This is a genomic window from Caballeronia sp. NK8 (genome assembly GCF_018408855.1).
Lineage (GTDB): Bacteria > Pseudomonadota > Gammaproteobacteria > Burkholderiales > Burkholderiaceae > Caballeronia.
This window is the reverse complement of sequence record NZ_AP024328.1, coordinates 204,576-221,155: the sequence shown is the minus strand read 5'-3', so window position 1 is coordinate 221,155 and position 16,580 is coordinate 204,576. Positions and strand designations below refer to the sequence as shown.

18 protein-coding genes and 5 pseudogenes are annotated in these 16,580 nt (G+C 58.1%); 5 read left to right on the top strand and 18 right to left on the bottom strand.

Annotated features, from left to right (window positions below; translation table 11 throughout):
• Positions 1-17: 17 nt before the first annotated feature.
• The 3 genes and pseudogenes from NK8_RS41650 to NK8_RS41640 all read left to right on the top strand — a co-directional run bounded on the left by NK8_RS41650 (position 18) and on the right by NK8_RS41640 (position 3,250).
• On the top strand, positions 18-1,001 hold the full coding sequence (locus NK8_RS41650) for an NAD-dependent epimerase/dehydratase family protein (RefSeq protein ID WP_213233860.1): 984 nt from the start codon (positions 18-20) through the stop codon (positions 999-1,001).
• Positions 1,002-1,265: 264 nt separating this feature from the next.
• Positions 1,266-2,101 (top strand): annotated as a pseudogene (locus NK8_RS41645) (alpha/beta fold hydrolase).
• A gap of 951 nt (positions 2,102-3,052) precedes the next feature.
• Positions 3,053-3,250, top strand: a complete 198-nt coding sequence (locus NK8_RS41640) for a hypothetical protein (RefSeq protein WP_008344620.1) — start codon at positions 3,053-3,055, stop codon at positions 3,248-3,250.
• Between the two features lie 577 nt (positions 3,251-3,827).
• Here NK8_RS41640 and NK8_RS41635 read toward each other — a convergent pair.
• The 18 genes and pseudogenes from NK8_RS41635 to NK8_RS41580 all read right to left on the bottom strand — a co-directional run bounded on the left by NK8_RS41635 (position 3,828) and on the right by NK8_RS41580 (position 14,978).
• The gene (locus NK8_RS41635; RefSeq protein ID WP_225936714.1) at positions 3,828-4,199 is read right to left on the bottom strand and encodes a GFA family protein; all 372 of its coding nucleotides are present in this window, start codon (positions 4,197-4,199) and stop codon (positions 3,828-3,830) included.
• Between the two features lie 108 nt (positions 4,200-4,307).
• Complete coding sequence (locus tag NK8_RS43610) at positions 4,308-4,487, bottom strand: aldehyde dehydrogenase family protein (protein WP_301549947.1); 180 nt, start codon at positions 4,485-4,487, stop codon at positions 4,308-4,310.
• A gap of 43 nt (positions 4,488-4,530) precedes the next feature.
• Positions 4,531-4,827 (bottom strand): annotated as a pseudogene (locus NK8_RS43605) (aldehyde dehydrogenase family protein); the annotation flags it as partial.
• Positions 4,709-4,993 carry an aldehyde dehydrogenase family protein gene (locus NK8_RS43600; protein WP_301549946.1) on the bottom strand — a complete coding sequence of 95 codons (285 nt, stop codon included), beginning with the start codon at positions 4,991-4,993 and terminating at the stop codon, positions 4,709-4,711. The pseudogene NK8_RS43605 and the gene NK8_RS43600, both read right to left, overlap by 119 nt.
• A complete protein-coding gene (locus NK8_RS43595) occupies positions 4,950-5,270 on the bottom strand; it encodes an aldehyde dehydrogenase family protein (RefSeq protein WP_301549945.1) in 321 nt (106 codons plus the stop codon). The genes NK8_RS43600 and NK8_RS43595 overlap by 44 nt, the downstream gene beginning before the upstream one ends.
• The gene (locus NK8_RS43590; RefSeq protein WP_301549944.1) at positions 5,251-5,595 is read right to left on the bottom strand and encodes an aldehyde dehydrogenase family protein; all 345 of its coding nucleotides are present in this window, start codon (positions 5,593-5,595) and stop codon (positions 5,251-5,253) included. The genes NK8_RS43595 and NK8_RS43590 overlap by 20 nt, the downstream gene beginning before the upstream one ends.
• Positions 5,596-5,971: 376 nt before the next feature.
• Positions 5,972-6,931, bottom strand: a pseudogene (locus tag NK8_RS41625) (electron transfer flavoprotein subunit alpha/FixB family protein).
• A gap of 24 nt (positions 6,932-6,955) precedes the next feature.
• Positions 6,956-7,707: pseudogene (locus NK8_RS41620) on the bottom strand (electron transfer flavoprotein subunit beta/FixA family protein).
• Positions 7,704-8,184, bottom strand: a pseudogene (locus tag NK8_RS43585) (enoyl-CoA hydratase/isomerase family protein). The pseudogenes NK8_RS41620 and NK8_RS43585 overlap by 4 nt, the downstream one beginning before the upstream one ends.
• On the bottom strand, positions 8,120-8,512 hold the full coding sequence (locus NK8_RS43580) for an enoyl-CoA hydratase/isomerase family protein (protein ID WP_301549943.1): 393 nt from the start codon (positions 8,510-8,512) through the stop codon (positions 8,120-8,122). Before NK8_RS43580 ends, NK8_RS43585 begins: the two are co-directional and overlap by 65 nt.
• Positions 8,509-8,946 carry a thioesterase family protein gene (locus NK8_RS41610; protein WP_187608326.1) on the bottom strand — a complete coding sequence of 146 codons (438 nt, stop codon included), beginning with the start codon at positions 8,944-8,946 and terminating at the stop codon, positions 8,509-8,511. Before NK8_RS41610 ends, NK8_RS43580 begins: the two co-directional genes overlap by 4 nt.
• On the bottom strand, positions 8,943-9,737 hold the full coding sequence (locus NK8_RS41605; RefSeq protein ID WP_187608325.1) for a citryl-CoA lyase: 795 nt from the start codon (positions 9,735-9,737) through the stop codon (positions 8,943-8,945). Before NK8_RS41605 ends, NK8_RS41610 begins: the two co-directional genes overlap by 4 nt.
• 17 nt (positions 9,738-9,754) lie before the next feature.
• The gene (locus NK8_RS43320) at positions 9,755-10,054 is read right to left on the bottom strand and encodes a hypothetical protein (protein WP_225936720.1); all 300 of its coding nucleotides are present in this window, start codon (positions 10,052-10,054) and stop codon (positions 9,755-9,757) included.
• A 42-nt stretch (positions 10,055-10,096) separates the two neighbouring features.
• Positions 10,097-11,287 (bottom strand): AMP-binding protein, encoded by a 1,191-nt coding sequence (locus NK8_RS41600; RefSeq protein ID WP_367657853.1) that lies wholly within the window; start codon positions 11,285-11,287, stop codon positions 10,097-10,099.
• Positions 11,277-12,437 carry an acyl-CoA dehydrogenase family protein gene (locus NK8_RS41595; RefSeq protein WP_213233856.1) on the bottom strand — a complete coding sequence of 387 codons (1,161 nt, stop codon included), beginning with the start codon at positions 12,435-12,437 and terminating at the stop codon, positions 11,277-11,279. The genes NK8_RS41600 and NK8_RS41595 overlap by 11 nt, the downstream gene beginning before the upstream one ends.
• Positions 12,438-12,501: 64 nt before the next feature.
• Positions 12,502-13,125, bottom strand: coding sequence for a flavin reductase family protein (locus tag NK8_RS41590; protein ID WP_187608322.1), 624 nt, complete (start codon positions 13,123-13,125; stop codon positions 12,502-12,504).
• A gap of 39 nt (positions 13,126-13,164) precedes the next feature.
• Positions 13,165-14,469, bottom strand: a complete 1,305-nt coding sequence (locus NK8_RS41585; protein ID WP_187608321.1) for an MFS transporter — start codon at positions 14,467-14,469, stop codon at positions 13,165-13,167.
• A 65-nt stretch (positions 14,470-14,534) separates the two neighbouring features.
• Positions 14,535-14,978, bottom strand: coding sequence for a RidA family protein (locus tag NK8_RS41580; protein WP_225936609.1), 444 nt, complete (start codon positions 14,976-14,978; stop codon positions 14,535-14,537).
• A 283-nt stretch (positions 14,979-15,261) separates the two neighbouring features.
• Between NK8_RS41580 and NK8_RS41575 the strand changes: the two genes are divergently transcribed.
• The gene (locus NK8_RS41575; RefSeq protein ID WP_301549942.1) at positions 15,262-16,128 is read left to right on the top strand and encodes a LacI family DNA-binding transcriptional regulator; all 867 of its coding nucleotides are present in this window, start codon (positions 15,262-15,264) and stop codon (positions 16,126-16,128) included.
• Entirely contained in the window at positions 16,053-16,382 is a 330-nt protein-coding gene (locus NK8_RS43570) for a substrate-binding domain-containing protein (RefSeq protein ID WP_367657852.1), read from the top strand. Before NK8_RS41575 ends, NK8_RS43570 begins: the two co-directional genes overlap by 76 nt.
• Positions 16,383-16,580 lie beyond the last annotated feature (198 nt).

The following is a 16,580-nucleotide window of genomic DNA, read 5'->3' as shown; positions in this document are numbered from 1 at the left end:
TCACCAAGGTAGATGCAATGCAGACGATATTGGGAGCGAATGGCCAAATCGCTATCGAACTGGCGCGCGAACTTCGACGTAACTATACAAGCGATATACGGCTTGTGAGCCGCACCCCACGAAAAGTCGCCGATGCGGATACCTTGGTATCGGCCAATCTTCTTGATCCAGTTCAAACCGCGAAAGCGGTCAAGGGCAGCCGTATTGTCTATTTCACCGCGGGTCTTCCGCCCGATACGCGGCTGTGGGAAACGCAGTTCCCGCTGATGTTGAAAAACGCTTTGGCAGCGAGCCGAGCGGCGGGCGCTAGATTCGCCTACTTCGACAACACTTACATGTATCCGCAAAATAACACCCCGCAGACGGAGGAAACGCCGTTCGCTCCGGTCGGACGCAAGGGACGGGTACGCGCCGCGATGGCGGGAATGGTGCTTGAAGAAATGAAGCGCGCAGATATACCGGTATTGATCGGTCGGGCTCCCGAATTCTACGGTCCAGAAAAAACGCAAAGCGTCACAAATGCATTAATCATCGATAAGCTGAAAGCCGGAAAGAGACTTCGAGTTCCGGTGCGGGACGATACGCGACGCACGCTTATTTGGACACCCGATGCGAGCCGTGCGCTGGCAACGCTCGGAAATGCACCGGATGCGTTCGGTCAATCTTGGCATCTGCCATGTTGCGACGACCGACTGACCTACAAGCAGTTTGTCGCGCTGGCCTGCCAGATCTTTGGCCGGCCGTACGGGTACACTGTACTTGGCAAATGGACCTTGACTGCCGCGGGGATATTCTCGAAACAAGTTCGCGAAATCAGGGAATTGCTACCTCGATATGAAGTAGATAATCTTTTTGACTCTACTAAGTTCAAGAGCCGATTTCCCGAGTTCGAGGTCACGCCTTATCGAAGGGGCCTTGAACTGATCCGGGAAGAGTGGGGTGCGATAGACACCCCTCCTTACGTAAGACCCGTTTGCGAGACCCGGGATCGTAGTGCTTGACCTTAAACCTATATTGAATGTTACGGTTTCGACGATCGATGTGTACCGACGACCGACGTCTTGCCTAGCAAGAGTGATACCCAAAGGCGTGATTTGTCACGCTTCGGGGGTCACTGAGCGAGCTGTTCGCTGGAGGTCGACGCGTACAGCAACCTTCGCTCGACATGGGCAAGGGCGCGTGACTGGGTTCGCTTATCTCAGTTCGACGCGCAAGGTGAGGAAGTAGATCGAATTTTCTGATTCCCTACGACTAGGAGGCTGATCATGTCATTTGTCACGACGAAGGACGGTACGAGCATCTTCTTCAAGGATTGGGGGCCGAAGGACGCACAACCCATTGTCTTTCACCACGGCTGGCCATTGAGCGCTGATGATTGGGATGCACAGATGCTCTTCTTTTTGTCCCAAGGCTTTCGCGTCGTAGCTCACGATCGCCGCGGCCACGGCCGGTCGAGCCAAGTTAGCGAAGGGCACGATATGGATCACTATGCTGCTGACGCCTCGGCAGTGGTCGAACATTTAGACCTAAAGAACGCAGTTCATGTGGCCATTCGACCGGCGGTGGCCAAGTTGCACGCTACGTCGCGAAGTTTGGCCAGCCGCAGGATCGCGTAGCCAAAGCGGTTCTCATCAGTTCGGTGCCCCCGTTGATGGTCAAGACTGCGAAGAGCCCCGAAGGCGCGCCAATCGAAATCTTGGACGGCCTGCGCGAGGGGCTCGCCGCAAATCGTGCGCAGTTCTATATCGACGTGCCAACCGGTCCTTTCTACGGCTACAACCGCGCTGATGCGAAGATCTCCCAAGGCATCATTCAGAACTGGTGGCGTCAAGGCATGATGGGAAGCGCCAAAGCTCACTACGAAGGCATCAAGGCGTTCTCCGAGACCGATCAGACTGAGGATCTGGAATCTATTACGGTGCCGACGCTCGTGATTCAAGGCGACGATGATCAGGTGGTTCCGTACAAAAACGCAGCGCTACTTCAGGCCAAGTTACTGAAGAACAGTACGCTCAAAATTTATCCCGGCTATCCGCACGGTATGCACACGACGAATGCCGATACGATTAACGCGGACATTCTCGCGTTTATCCGCGGATAGGAGTCTTCGGCACGGCGAAAAGAGGCTTGCAGGAGTTTATCTCCCTGCAATGCAACTAAGGGATTAGCCGCTGAAAATTCAAACTCTGGCGTCGAACCAATTCGTTATCCTTATAACTTGACATAACCTAACTTATCAAACATTATTTCGGATACCTAATTATGTCAATTTCCCGAAACTTCGGTTCACTTCGACACATGTCATTGGCGCTGGCCGCGCGGTCACCGATCGCGACGCTTTCCGTGCAAATCAGGTCCGCGTCGTGAAGCGTTTTAGCAGGGCCCCGCGCGTCCGCTAGGAAGGCTTCCGGAAACTTGCGGCACAGCGCCTCGAACATCGGTCGCCGCGTCCTGCAGGCGCGAGACGATCCGCGATCCTTGCTGTCTTCGCTGCCTGCGCCCCCATCCCCCCCATGTCCGCGAACACCACCTGCTGCAACAGGACCACGGCGCCACACTCCGCGATCTGTTCGAGCACCAGAGCGAAGTCGCTGCCAAACAACACGGGCCCGTAGGTCAGCACCAGTGCCGTAAGCACCAGCAATTCAACGCGGCTCGGTTTGACCGGCTGCGACACGGGCTGGCCCTGCACGATCTGGCGCAGGGCCGCGCGCGGCGGTTGCGCATGATGGAGCGGTCAAGTTCGAGTACGATGCGCGCAACCTCAGGGTCCGGCAGGGCGCCGAAATCCTCGTCATCGTCGTCAAAGTCGCCAAAATCTTGTGGCACGAAGCCCTGCCCTCCGTTGTAAATTGGACTTCATTCACTCTATTCCTGAAGCGTCAATTCTATAGTTCATACTAATAGTAGCATTCACTATAATAGCATCCAGCTATGATGCATCGTCGCCTTTCGGCCTAGAAGATCGGATGAGACGCTTTGGGTTTCGTGACTCCCTGACGGGTCAAGGTAAGCGCGCTATCATGACGTTACGAACAAACCGAGAATCGCCATGGGAACCCGACTCGATCCTTACATCCACGAGCACGACACGGTCGAAGAAGCTGAAGCCTTCGACCGCGCGTTGTGTGAGCGCGTCGAGCGTGCGAGAAACAGCGTCAAGCAAAGCGTGCCACACGAGCAGGTCATGAATGAAGCGCGGGCGCTTCTCGATGCGCAGCGCGCGAAGAATGCGGGGAAGCGTGATTGACGCGGCTTCCGATTGTCTGGGCCGATGAGGCCCGCGAGCTCTTCCTCGAATACCTCTTCTTCATTTCCGAAAAGGACGAAGGCGCAGCAGAAAGGCTTTTCGAACAGGTCGAAAGATCGCTCGAGCCTGTAGCCTTCTTCCCGAACTCCGGGCCGCCCCGGTCGGGTTCCGGGCACACGCGAGATCGTATCGCATCCAAATTACCTCACGATCTACGAAGTCCATAATGACTTCATCAAAGTCGTGGACTTCACCCACGCCAGGAAGCTCTACCCACCGTCGCCCGGTTAGACTTTAGTTTGGGGGCAGTCCGGAATTTGAACCTGGGCACCCAGGACGGCCCTTCTCTGGGGCGGAGAACCTCCACGTTCGCCCGCGCCCTGCCAGTTCCCGATTCGCTCGACGAACCTCGATCCCCAACGGGCTCAAGTTGGGCGACATGCTCTCCTCCAAACCATCTGGCGAGCTTGCTAGGCGCGTTCCCTGCACGTATGGTATGGCACCAATTATCATACTTATTATGTCAAACCACGGCGGCGCTGGCTGTCGCTCGTGTCCCCACCGACTGCGGCACGAGCTACGGACTTCGCGGGAATCGTTTCGCGCCCTTAAAAGACGAAAGCCATTCTGCCGCACGATCAGTGTATATTTCCGTCCCTGGAGGCAGAATTCTTTCAAGGCTATCTAACGTACCAGCCTTCACTAACACGACCCCTGGCATCAGCGCGACCTTGGTGAGAATTGGCGACCCGCATTGTCCGCAGAAGTGCCGATACGAAGGCTGTCCGCTGTCGCCTTGATCTTCAAAGAACACCGTGTCGCCTTGCTGCTCGTAATCGCTTTCCTGAACGAACAAGTTGTACGAAAACAAGCTCCCGCTCTGCTTCTGGCAGTGAGTGCAGTGACAGATTGCGGTCGCCTGCGGCTCCCCCTTCAAGACGTAGCGCACCGCACCGCACAGACAGCCCCTTTTCTCGTATGCATGAGAGTTCTCCCCTGGTGCCTTATGCGGCGCCTGACACGCGAATAAGTTTTCTATTAAGAAATTCACCCATACCTAGCTCGGACAGTTCACGCCGAACCCGGAGTTCTTGATGCCGCCGAAGGGCAGTTTCGGCGAATCGGCGAAGCAGGAATTGATGTAGACCATGCCAGATTCGATCTGCCTTGCAACATCCTTCGCGTGGCCGACGTCTGCATCGAAGACATACCCGCCCAGGTCCGTACTTTGTCGCATTGGCCAACCGGATAGCTTCCTGCTCGCTATCGACGATATAAAAGGACAATACCGGACCGAACGCTTCCTGTTGAAACAGCGGGTTGGCCTCTGCGATATCCGTGATGATCGTAGGCTCAAGATAAAAGCCATCACGCTCCACCCGCTTACCTCCATGCACGATGCGGGCGCCCGCGGCTCTGGCCTCATCGATCTGTGTCAGCAGGCCTTGAAGCGCGCGTTCACTGACGAGCGGCCCGAGCACCGTAGACTCGTCCGTCGGATCGCCGACTTTGATCGCCGCAAATTTCTCTTTCAACATCGCGAGCATAGAAGCCCACGGTCCTTCCCGACCACCGATGACGCGCTTGATGTTCACGCATCCTTGCCCCCGAGTTGAACGTGCGCCCCATCACAACTTGCTCGACGGCATGATCCAGCGGGGCGCCTTCGAGGATAAGCGCAGGATCACTTCCACCCAGTTCAAGTATCACCTTCTGAGACTTCGCCCCGCAACGCTCGCCCACGGACGCGCCCGCTCGCTCGCTTCCCGTCAGCGCGACGGCCGCGCACGCGGAAGTCGTCTACTAGCTTCGCGACTTGATCGATGCTGCAGAATAGATTGGTGTACACGCCTTCTGGCGCGCCGGCCTCCTCGAATAAGCGCGCAAAAGCGAGCGCGCATTGCGGGACGTTCTCGGCGTGCTTCATCAGGACGACATTGCCTGCGATCAGTTGGGGCGCCGCGACACGAGCCAGTTGATAGTACGGAAAGTTCCATGGCTCAATGGCGAGAACCAACACCAATGGGTTCGGCCAGGATTGTCGCGTCGGGCTCCCCAGGGACCGGCTGTGCCTTCAGGAACGCTTCGCCGTTTTGCGCGTAATAGTCGAGGATGTCAGCTACGAGATCGACTTCGAGATAACTGAAACGGGTAACCTTCCCCATTTCGAGGGTAGGCAGCGTAGCGTACTCATCTCGCTTCTCACGGAGAATCTTCGCAGCGCGAGCGACGATGCGAGCACGTTCCGCCACAGGACGCTGCTTCCAGTCTTCATGATAGCGCCTGTGGGCAGCATCCAAGGCCGCAAAGACCTGATCATCAGATTGAAGAGGGAATTCCTTCACAAGTTTCCCGGTTGCCCGGGTTGATCGTTTGAAAAGTCATCGTTAGCTATAAGTTGTTCGTTCTTTGAACGGAAAGCATCGACTCGAAAGAGCCGAAATCAAAACTTTGTTTGTTGGTGTCCGGACCGCTCCTTAAAGCGCAACATCGCCGAGCGCATTGCTTCGTCGAAGGACGACTCAGTAGCTACGTGCCGATGGTCGATGGATACAAGCCAGCCTTCGTGCGCGTGTATCCATCGAATGCGTGAGTCATGCACCAACAGGGAAAACCATCGCCACAACTCCGCATCTTCCGCATTAGCGATCGCCCTGCCCTGTAAGCGAGAGTTGTGGATAGGCCTCAGGCCGGATTCTGCGCGGATCGGAAGTTGCGCGTTCATCGCGGCGCATCCAACTCGTCGAGCAGCGCAGGAACGCACTCAAAGAGGTCACCAACAAGGCCATAGTCCGCAACGCTAAAGATGGGCGCCTCTTCGTCTCGGTTGATCGCCACGATCACTTTCGAGTCCTTCATGCCTGCGAGATGTTGGATCGCACCGGATATGCCGACCGCAATATACAACTGCGGCGCAACGATCTTTCCCGTCTGGCCGACCTGATAGTCGTTGGGTACGAACCCAGCGTCGACTGCCGCTCGTGACGCGCCCATCGCCGCGCCAAGCCGATCAGCCAGAGGCTCCAGCACGGCCCGGTAGCTCTCGCCGCTGCCCAGGCCGCGTCCACCGGACACGATCACGTTCGCCGATGTCAGTTCAGGCCGGTCCAGCTTTGTCACCTCCCGGCTCACGAATTGCGACAGGCCCTCATCATCGGCTGCGCGAATCCCTTCAATCGAAGCACCAACGCCCTCACATGCCGCGGGATCAAAAGCGGTTGCACGAACCGTCAGCACCTTGATCGGATCGCGAGACCGAACCAACGCGATGGCATTTCCCGCATAGATTGGCCGCTCAAACGTGTCGACATCAGTAACAGATATGACCTCACTGATTTGAGCGACATCCAGCCGGGCTGCAACGCGCGGCGCAATGTTTTTCCCCATAGGCAGTCGCAGGCGCCAAGATGTGCGAATAGTCTTTGCCAAGATCCACGAGCGTGGCTTCGACAGGCTCCGCAAGGCCTTCAGCAAGCCGAGGAGCATCGGCGAGAAGCACCTTTTCGACCCCCGCCACTTTCGCGGCCTCTTCTGCGACCGGCTTTTGCACCGTGTCCTGCGACGAGCACATGAATCGGATGATTGGTAAAAGTCGCGATCACGGCCGCGGCGCCGGATGGTGTTTAACGTCGACGCATTAAGCGTTTGGTTGTCGTGTTCAGCGATAACAAGAATCGTCATGTTCGTTCTCCGCCCATTCGAGCGTCAAAGCACTTTAGCTTCGGATGTCAGTTTTGCGACCAGTTCCTTCGCGTTAGCGACCTTCACGCCAGCGGCGCGCTTCGGTGGCTCGGTGACCTTCAGTGTCTCCAGACGCGGGGAAACATCGACCCCGAGCGATCCGGATGAGATGATTTCGAGTGGCTTCTTTTTGGCCTTCATGATGTTCGGTAGCGTGACGTAGCGCGGCTCGTTCAGACGCAAATCGGTCGTCACCACTGCGGGAAGCCTGAGCGACAGCGTTTCTGCCGCCACCGTCCAGTTCGCGTTCAACTGTGGCCTTCCCGTCCGCAATGGTGACCTTCGATGCGAAAGTCGCCTGGGGAAAGCGCGCCAGCGCAGCAAGCATCTGACCCGTTTGATTCGAGTCGTCGTCGATCGCCTGCTTGCCTAGCAAGACGAGAGAAGGCTGCTCTTTGTCGATGATCGCCTTGAGGAGCTTTGCCACAGCGAGAGGCTGCAACTCCCCGGTTGATTCGATTAGGATCGCGCGATCCGCGCCAATGGCCAGAGCAGTGCGCAGCGTTTCCTTGAGATTGCGCGTTGCCTGCTGACACCGCGACCACTTCCGTCGCGACGCCCGCTTCCTTCAAGCGTACCGCTTCTTCCACTGCTATTTCGTCGAACGGATTCATCGACATTTTGACGTTCGAAATATCGACGCCGGTGTTGTCACGTTTGACGCTCACCTTCACGTTGGGATCCACCGAACGCTTGACCGATACGAGTACTTTCACTTTGATCTCCCTTCAATGCATAGCACAGCGTTGCACCTCAAGCTCCAAAAGCGTGCGTAGTTGGGGTTCCGCTTCTGAGTGAAGGCATCGAGCCCTTCCTGCCACTCTTCTTTCGGCACATCTCGTGGCGAGCTCACGACGCGCTCCCAATCTATCCCCGCGTGTGCGCAAAGGTTGAGCTTGGCCGCTCTCAACGCGCCGGGCGGCACAGTGTCAACCACCTGATGCGCCAAAGACAGAACGCTGTCGCTCAGTTCCTCGGAAGAAACCACGCAGTTCACCAGGCCGAGTTCCAGCGCTTCCTCGATCGGAACACGTCTGCGCGTCAGGATGAGATCAAATGCGCGGCGCAATCCGACGATCCGCGGACAACAGCGCGACGCCAGTGTTCGGAATGACACCGTGCCCCAATTCAGGCATCGACAGCCATGCGGTGGTGCTTGCGACAACCAGATCGCAGGCGAGGGTGAGTTCCATGCCACCCCCTATTGCCGGGCCGTGAACCCGCCGCAATGACCGGTCGCTCGAACTCTGCAATGCGCTTAAACATCAGTGCGGGATCTTCGTCGGGCGGCGGACTTTCCATCCATCCAGAACGGAGATCGTCGATGTTTGCGCCGGCACAAAACGCGGGCCCGTTTGCGGCGATAGCGACCGCGCGAGCGCCGTCCTCCAGCGCCCGGTCCAAAGCGGCTGACACGCCACGGACGATCTCGCGGGACAGCGCATTGCGGCGGCTCGGATCATTCAGCGTCACGAGCGCGATATCTCCGAGCCGCTCATACATAACCGTGCCTGTCGTCATGAGTAAGTCTCCTTCTCGGCGTCCTTGGAAAGATATGCCCGAAGTTCGGGTGCAATCGGATGCGGACGTCCGGTCTCACCGTGTACAAGGACACAAACCGCTTCCGCCGTAGCGCAAAGCGTCTCGTCATGGTCATCGAACATGCTCTGCCGCACTCTGAACGATGTATTTCCCACTTCGATGACCGCGCTTCCGACGCCAACGTGGCCGGGAAAATGCAACTCCGTGCGAAATTCGATTAGTAGTCTGACAACTGCGAGATTCGCGCCATCCATCAGTGAACGAATCTGCGGCGGTGAGAAGATCTCCATCCGCGCCGCTTCGAAGAACGTTGCGATCACCGCATTGTTGACATGCCGGAATTGGTCGGTATCCGCATTCCTTAGCTTCTCTTCGGTCCAGAAGCGAAAGGCGTTTGGCAGCGGCGCACTCACGATTGTTCTCGGTCTTGCGTTGGGATCAGATGTGCGCTCGCTTCGTGCTCCGTACGAAGGTATAGGGCGGTCGCGAATGGCTGCCGCATCTCTTCAAGTACGTGACCGACCAAGCCAACCGCGCGAGCTGCAACGGCCAACCCACGGCAGATGCGCCACGGAATGCCCATTTCAGACGCCACCGCCGCCATCGCGCCCGTGACATTCACCGGCAGCGCGCGAGCAAGCTTGTGTTCCGCCTCTGTGCCGATCGCAGTCATGAGGCGGATGTAGGGGCCATCGTAGCCGGTCTCTTTAGCGACTTTGAAGAGCGCCGGCGCGCGCGGGTCAATCGGCTTGTGAAACGGATGCCCGATTCCCGGCAAAATCTCCTTGCGTTCACGGTAGCTCTCGACAATCAGGCGGGCGAGTGCATCGATGTCGGGCGCATTCTCCGGGTTGGGAATCGACTCTTGCAATAGTCGGGCAGCGTTATCAAGCGAACCCACGAAAACCGAGCCGAGACCAAGCAAACCTGCAGCCACGGCCGCCTGAACGGCTTCCGGCGCGCCCGCATACGTCATGCGAGTGGCGAGTGACGAAGGCGTGATGCCATGCTCGACAAGAATGACCATCATCGCGTTGAACATGCGTAGCTCACGCTCCTGCGGCAGGCGCGCGAATAATTGCAAGAACGCCATTTGGCCAAAGTCAATCTTCCCAACAATGTCGTCGCACAAATCGAGACCGTGAATAACTACCTTCTTTGGTGTCGCCCACGCAATGTCGGAGCGAATGTCAGCTTGCTTCATTTGTCGAATCTCCCATGTCATACCGATGCCGGCTGCGCAATACCGAGACAACGTCCGGCCATTTCACGCAACTCGTTTCTCAGGATTTTGACGCCGTTAGGACCTTCCTTTTGCGGAAACGCCTCAACTGCGATGATGCGGCGAGGCACCTTGAAACCGGCGATGCCTTGCTTGCACCAGGCAAGCAACGCCTCCTCAGTTTCGGGTGTCGTGGACGCGCGAATGAATGCGACCGCGACGTCCCCTTCTCCTTCGACGTGTACGCCGACGACCTGGGCCGCCTCTACGCCGGAATGCTGCGTGAGGAAGGACTCGATTTCGACGGATCAACCAGGTAGCCTCGCAGGCGCAGACTGTCCCTAATGCGGCCGACATAGCGGAAAGAGCCACCATCGGCGTAGGCTAAATCGCCCGTCTTGAACCAGCCGTCCGCGGTGAAGGTTGCCGCCGTTGCAGCGGGATTGTTGAGGTAACCTGCCATAATGTTGTAGCCGCGCAGTTGCAGTTCGCCCTGTTGACGGTCTGCAAGCGTCTCTCCGCTCTCCGGGTCGGCAATTCGGAAGGCGATCTCGGGCGAGATCGGTCTGCCTCCGGGCGTCCCCCGCTGCTCCCGCGTCGCCTTGCGGGTCGCGCATCGCCGCCATCGCGAAACATTCGGACATGCCGTACAAACCTGTCAGTCGAACCCCCCAAGCGTCCCACGCCTTGGCGATGACACTGCGACCAAGGCCTGCATATTCCGGGAATGCGCCGCGGCGCCAGGTAGCAAGGGAGTAGTCTCCAGCGTTGAGCACCATGTCGAACATGGCGTCCGAACCGAAGAAATGCGTGACGCGATGCCGTTCGATAGCCGCCGCTGCAGCGTCCGCTTTAAACACGGGCAGTAACACGCACGCAGCGCCCGATGCGAGGGCCGCGATAGCCTGCACGAAACCAAGCACGCCATAAAGAGGCAGCGCGCAGAGCACTACGTCGTTCGTTCGCATATCGTTGTAAGAACCGACATTGCGCGCATGACGAGCAATTCCGCCCGCCGTGTGTGCCGCGAGCTTCGGTTGCCCCGTCGTGCCCGAGGTCATAAAAGTGCAGAGAAGATCGGTATCACGCCCGTCCCAATGTGGGTAAGGTTCGCGCTCGCTCCATGCGAGACCGTCGAATCGTTCGATTTCGACGACATGGCTCAACGCCTCGCACGAAGCGTCGATCTCGCGCGCCGAGCCGGCGTAGTCAAAATCGAGAAAACGCTTTGGCACGAAGAGAACACGCGCCTTCGATGTTTTCACGACATGCAGCGCTTCCTGCTTTCGGAAGCGGGTGCTCACTGGCACCATCAGAGCGCCAAGTTGAGCTGCGCCGAAGAAGAGTTGCATCCATACAGCGCCATCGGGAAGCCACACCGCGAAGGTGTCGCCTCGTCTTACACCGAGTTCATGAAGAAATGACGCGGCACGCCGCCCCGCAAGTCCCAGATCGCCGCGCGTATAACTATGCACTCCGTGATGCAGAGCGGGCAGTTCGAGGTTTCCCGCGTCGAGCAGGTCAAAGGCCATGATGACCTCCCGATGCGAAGGCAGCACGCGCAATCTGGATGCGTTGCATCTCTGACGTACCTTCACCAATGCGGAATGCACGCGCGTCGCGGTAAAAACGTTCAATAGGCAGTTCTGTCATGTAACCCATGCCGCCAAAGATCTGGAGCACGCGATCGGTCACGCGGCAACCCATCTCGCTCGCATAAAGCTTCGCGCGGCATGCAGCGACATGTGCGCGCGGATCGGCGTCTTCGATCATCTGCGCCGCCGCGCCAATCAGCATGCGTGCCGCTTCGATTTCCACATCGTTATCAGCAACCATGAACTGGATTGCCTGATGTTGGGAAAGCTGCGCGCCGAATGCCTTGCGCTCTTGCGCATACTCACAGGCCATCGTCTGGGCCCGTGCCGAAAGACCAAGCGAACGGCTCGCCGACAATAAGCGATCCTGGTTGATCGACTGCATCATGCCGAGGAAGCCCGCATTGACCTCGCCCAGCAAGTCCTCCTCGGGAACGAAGCAGTTTTCGAGCGTGAAACCATTGAGGTGGTAGCCTCGCCATCCCATCTTGCGGTAGCGCGTCATGCCGACTACACCCGGATTTCCCTTGCGGACGATGAAAGTACTGAGCTTACCCTTGAGGGATGCGCCTGCATCGGTTACGGCAAGCACGATGATGTAGTCGGCCGTCTCCGCGTGAGAAATGAAATGTTTGCTTCCGTTGAGTACCCATCCGCCCGACGCCCGTTCTGCACGCGTGCGCAGGCCACCGAGATCTGAGCCGGCGTTAGGCTCCGTCAGCGCATACGTGACAATCTTTCGGCCGGCGAGGATCTCGGGCAACAGCTCGGCGCGTTGACGGTCGTTCGCCTGAGACAGTTGAAGCGGCAGATGGCCGAACACCTCGCTCAACGGGACAGACGTGTATGTGAGCTCCTCGAGAATGGCCACTTTTGCTGCAGCCGATAGCCCGGGGCCACCGATACTCTCTGGAAGGTTAAACCCGTACAGGCCGAGGGCCGCGACTTCGGATCGCAGTTGGGCAAGCAACTCGTGACTTACGTCATCGTCCGTCTCAATTTGCTGTTCAAGCGGAACAAGCCGGTTGCGCACGAAGCGGCGGGCAGTTTCGCGGATCATCGATACTTCGTTGTCGATTTGAGTCATTTCAATCTCACTGTCGAAATCGTTTTCGTTCCAAGGCGCATGTTCTCGAACTTGTAGGAATCGCTCATATTACCGGCCGATACATCTCGAACATCTCGCCGATCTGCGCGTAGTCCGCTCGATAGCCAGCCCGCATAATCGGCTGCGCGGCACGCGTATCGAACAAACCGTCTTTCAGATAAGCCTTCTGAATGTGCACGCCCACGACCTGACCAAGTACAAGCCAGCTGTCGGTCGGGCTCCCGTGCAGATCAAGAAGGTGTATAACCTGCAACAATCGGCACTCAAGCGCCGCTGGCGATTCACCTACCCGCGGCACCGACACATTCCGACCCTCCGCAGGCGTGAGCCCCGTCAGCTGGAATTCATCGATTTCCGGCCCAACGGTGGCGGAGGTCAGGTTCATCTGCTCCGCAAGTGGCCGGGTCGCGAGGTTCCACACGAATTCACGCGTTGCCTCGATATTGCGCAAACTGTCTTTCCGCCCTTCGCTCGCGAAGCCGATGATGGGCGGCGAACTCGCAAATGCACCGAAGAAACTGTACGGCGCAAGGTTCGGCTGTCCCTGCGGCGAACGCGTCGACACCCAGCCGATCAGGCGAGGCGCGACAATCGCCTTGAAGGGGTCATGCGGCAGGCCATGCCCCTCGGCGGGATCGTAAAATTCGACCCCCGATTCACTGCTCATACGTGTCTCCATGTTTCCGACGTCTATTGGGTCAGACGTTCATCTGCGCGTGGCGCTGACCTGCTCGAGCAAGTCTGCTTGTTCCAAGGATTCGTTGTCAGCGACGACGTTGGAAAGGTCCCGCCCGCGTGTTTCGGGCAGGAACGTCAACGCAAGCAGCGCGCAGAAGTAGCCAACGAAGCTAAAAAGCGCGATCGATCCAACCATGCCCATGCGCTCGGCAACGGCTCCGACCAAAGCGACGCTCATGGCGCCGACCGACTTGCCGACGTTGTAAGAAAATCCCATGCAGGTGGTGCGGATCTCCGTGGGGAACAGTTCCGAGAGCATCGGCCCGATTCCGGCAAAGGCACCGTTGATGCCCATGCCCACCGGAAAGCCCAGCAGCGCGAGCATCCACGGATCCATCGGGACGAAGAGGTAGCAGGCTGTGATCGACGCGGAAAAGATGCAAAAGGCGATTGCGGTGAAGCGGCGGCCGAATGAGTCGTTGAGGTAAGCGAAACCGACCTGGCCGATGAACGAGCCGACGCTCATCATCGTCGCCATCATTGCAACACTCGACACCGGCAAGTGCCGGACCTGAATGAGCATCGTCGGAAGCCAGATCATGATCGCGTAACTGCTGGCCTGGAGTCCAGTGACGAGCAGCGCTGCGAGCAGACTCCACCGTCGCACATCTCGGCGAAAAGACGAACGCCACGTTGCCACAACGGCACCGCCCGTAGCCTTCTTCATCTCGCGGAACACTTCGGGCTCGGGTATGTATCGGCGGATCAGCAGCACAACGAGCGCCGGCACAACACCGACCCAAAACGCCGAACGCCATGCGATCGAAGCAGGAAGATATGCGAGCAGCAACCCCGTGATGACAGCAGCGAGTGCCCAGCCGACAGAGAAGCCGCTCTGCACGAGCCCAAGTGCCTTACCTCGGTGGATCGGGTTAATGACCTCCGCCATCAAGGCGGCACCGACGGCCCATTCCGCACCGAACCCCAGCCCCTGCAGTGCACGCACGATGAGTAACTGGTGATATGAAGTTGTGAATCCTGCAGCGACGCTGAACGCTGTGAACCAGATAATCGAGCCCGTCAACACCCGCACGCGACCGTGACGATCGCTCAGGATGCCCGAGATCCATCCACCAACGGCGGCTGCGAGCAAAGATGAGGTGGCGATAAGCCCCGCTTCGGTTTTCGAGAAGTGCCACGCTGCCATAAGCGCGGGCAACAAAAACGACAGCACCTGATTGTCAAAGCTGTCCAGTGTCCAGCCGCAAAAGCATCCCCAAAACGTACGCCGCTCGGCCGGAGCCGCTTCCTTGTACCAGTTAAGCGCCTGCATGATTCTCTCCTCACTGAACTCCGTGGATGTGTGTTCCATGCGCTCTTGTCGCGCCAGCGTTTTTCTTATTGAATCGGCGCGCCAGAAAGGGCGATGGCGCTAATTTCGATTTGCGCGCCATAGTGCAAATAGCCGCACGGCACGACTGTGCGAGCGGGTGCGTTTTCGCCGATGAAGGCGCGATAGAGTTCGTTCACCCGCGGCCAGTTTTCGATATCGGACACATAGATCTGTACGCTCAGCAGTTTGTCCACATCGCTTCCTGCCGCAAGCAGAACCTCGCGCATGTTGGACAACGCCTGATGAACCTGTGCGTCGAGTCCTTCAGGTAAAGCAACGCCGTCCTGATTCTTGAGTGGCAACTGTCCGGACACGAAGACAAGACCATTGGCCTTGGTAGCCTGAGCGTAGTGTCCGCGCGGCAGAGGTGCGTTGGGTGTGACGATATATTCGATCAAGGTGTTCACCATGGAATAAACATGTTCGGCATGGATTTGCCGCGCCGCCATCGTTTGTCGAAAACGATTTCGAATACAAGTTAGCACCCGGTCACGAAAAGTTCAAGCATCGACTGTTTCGTTCCGAAATCGTTTTAGTCTGTGATCTGGTCTCTTGCGTCTTGCAGAGGTAAGGCAGACAGGGTTTCTGGCCCGGTCACGCCGAGGCTCGACGACTAGTTAGACGACGTTCGAGGCGGGTAAACACCGACCCGCTGTCGACGAAAACACTGGCCGAAATCGATTTCTTAAAACAGAACGTTAACCCGCACGCTGTGGTCTCAGAAAGGGTAAAATGCCAAAAATCGTTTTCGACGCCTCGACGAAGCAGACATGGAAGAGCGCAGCCCATATGAACATCCAAGAGTTCGCAGCGAAGCTAAAGCTGTCCGTTAGCACCGTCTCGAAGGCGCTAAATGGCCGCGAAGACGTGAGTGCGGCAACGCGCAAGCGGGTTCTGGAGGCCGCCGAGCGCTATAGCTTCTGCCCCGACCCGGCCGCGCGTCGCTTACGCCGCCAAACGGCCGACACGGTCGCGTTCGTGGTCTCGCCGCCGCAGACATCCTTTGCTCACCCTTTCTTCTTGGACATGCTGATGGGTGTGAACGACGCGATGGAAAACAGCGGTCTTCAGGTGATCGTTGCATCCGGGCGTAGCGTGGAGACGGAACTCGACCTGTTCAAGCGGCTTATCGAACGGCAGCGTGTGGACGCAATACTCTTCGGACGCACCCGTCGGCAGGACGAACGCATCGCGTATCTGCTCGAGCGCGACATTCCATTCGTCGCTTTTGGCCGAAGTGAGACATCGGATGCGTTTCCGTTTGTCGACATAGATCATCAGGTCGTTGGGCGCACCGGCTGCGGGAGATTCATCGCGCTGGGGCATCGCCGAATCGCATTAGTCCATGCTCCGGAGTACCTTATGTTTAGCCACCTCGAGAGATTGGGCTATTCAGAGGCCTTGCGGGCAGCTGGAATTGAGTTTGACCAATCGCTTTGTATCGAGGCGGATATATCGGAAGAAGGCGGCGCCCAGGCCGCACGCCGTCTGCTGCAATTGGCCGACCCGCCCACCGCGATCGTGTGCGGTCACGATCTAATCGCACTCGGGGTGCTTCGGGGATCGCGGAGACCGGGAGGGCCCCCGGGCACGACGTAGGCGTGATCGGCGGCGATAATCATCCGATCGGGCGCTATGTCCAACCCGCACTGACCACCTTCTCAGCCGAGACGCATCGAGCCGGAAAGCGGATGGCGGAAATGTTGCTTCAACGGCTCGAAGGGGCGTCACCGCATTCGCTCCAGGAAATCTGGGAGCCTGAGTTGATGATCCGAGCTTCCGATGGCCCGCGCCGAATTCCCGCGCGCGGCGATACAAGCACGCCCAGGCGGCCACGCGCGTTGCGGGCTTAAAAAGGTGGAACACTGCTCCCCGACCTGCGCGCTCGTCCGAGTTGAATCGGTACGCCGTCGTAATGCTGAGCCGTCGTTGCAGTCCACCTTACGGTATATCGACTTCCGCGCAGTCTGCGGTGCGCAGCTTTTCCATTCGTCTACTCGTTCGCGATGATGAACGCGCGTGTCGCAAAAGCAACGACCAGCCTCACCGAA

What these genes read in the sequence shown, in the direction of transcription:
- NK8_RS41650 (WP_213233860.1), top strand. Translation starts at nt 18, where the DNA reads ATGCAGACGATATTGGGAGCGAATGGCCAAATCGCTATCGAACTGGCG.
- NK8_RS41640 (WP_008344620.1), top strand. Translation starts at nt 3,053, where the DNA reads ATGGGAACCCGACTCGATCCTTACATCCACGAGCACGACACGGTCGAA.
- NK8_RS43610 (WP_301549947.1), bottom strand. Translation starts at nt 4,487, where the DNA reads ATGCGACAAAGTACGGACCTGGGCGGGTATGTCTTCGATGCAGACGTC.
- NK8_RS43580 (WP_301549943.1), bottom strand. Translation starts at nt 8,512, where the DNA reads ATGACGACAGGCACGGTTATGTATGAGCGGCTCGGAGATATCGCGCTC.
- NK8_RS41605 (WP_187608325.1), bottom strand. Translation starts at nt 9,737, where the DNA reads ATGAAGCAAGCTGACATTCGCTCCGACATTGCGTGGGCGACACCAAAG.
- NK8_RS41600 (WP_367657853.1), bottom strand. Translation starts at nt 11,287, where the DNA reads ATGGCCTTTGACCTGCTCGACGCGGGAAACCTCGAACTGCCCGCTCTG.
- NK8_RS41595 (WP_213233856.1), bottom strand. Translation starts at nt 12,437, where the DNA reads ATGACTCAAATCGACAACGAAGTATCGATGATCCGCGAAACTGCCCGC.
- NK8_RS41590 (WP_187608322.1), bottom strand. Translation starts at nt 13,125, where the DNA reads ATGAGCAGTGAATCGGGGGTCGAATTTTACGATCCCGCCGAGGGGCAT.
- NK8_RS41585 (WP_187608321.1), bottom strand. Translation starts at nt 14,469, where the DNA reads ATGCAGGCGCTTAACTGGTACAAGGAAGCGGCTCCGGCCGAGCGGCGT.
- NK8_RS41580 (WP_225936609.1), bottom strand. Translation starts at nt 14,978, where the DNA reads ATGGCGGCGCGGCAAATCCATGCCGAACATGTTTATTCCATGGTGAAC.
- NK8_RS41575 (WP_301549942.1), top strand. Translation starts at nt 15,262, where the DNA reads ATGCCAAAAATCGTTTTCGACGCCTCGACGAAGCAGACATGGAAGAGC.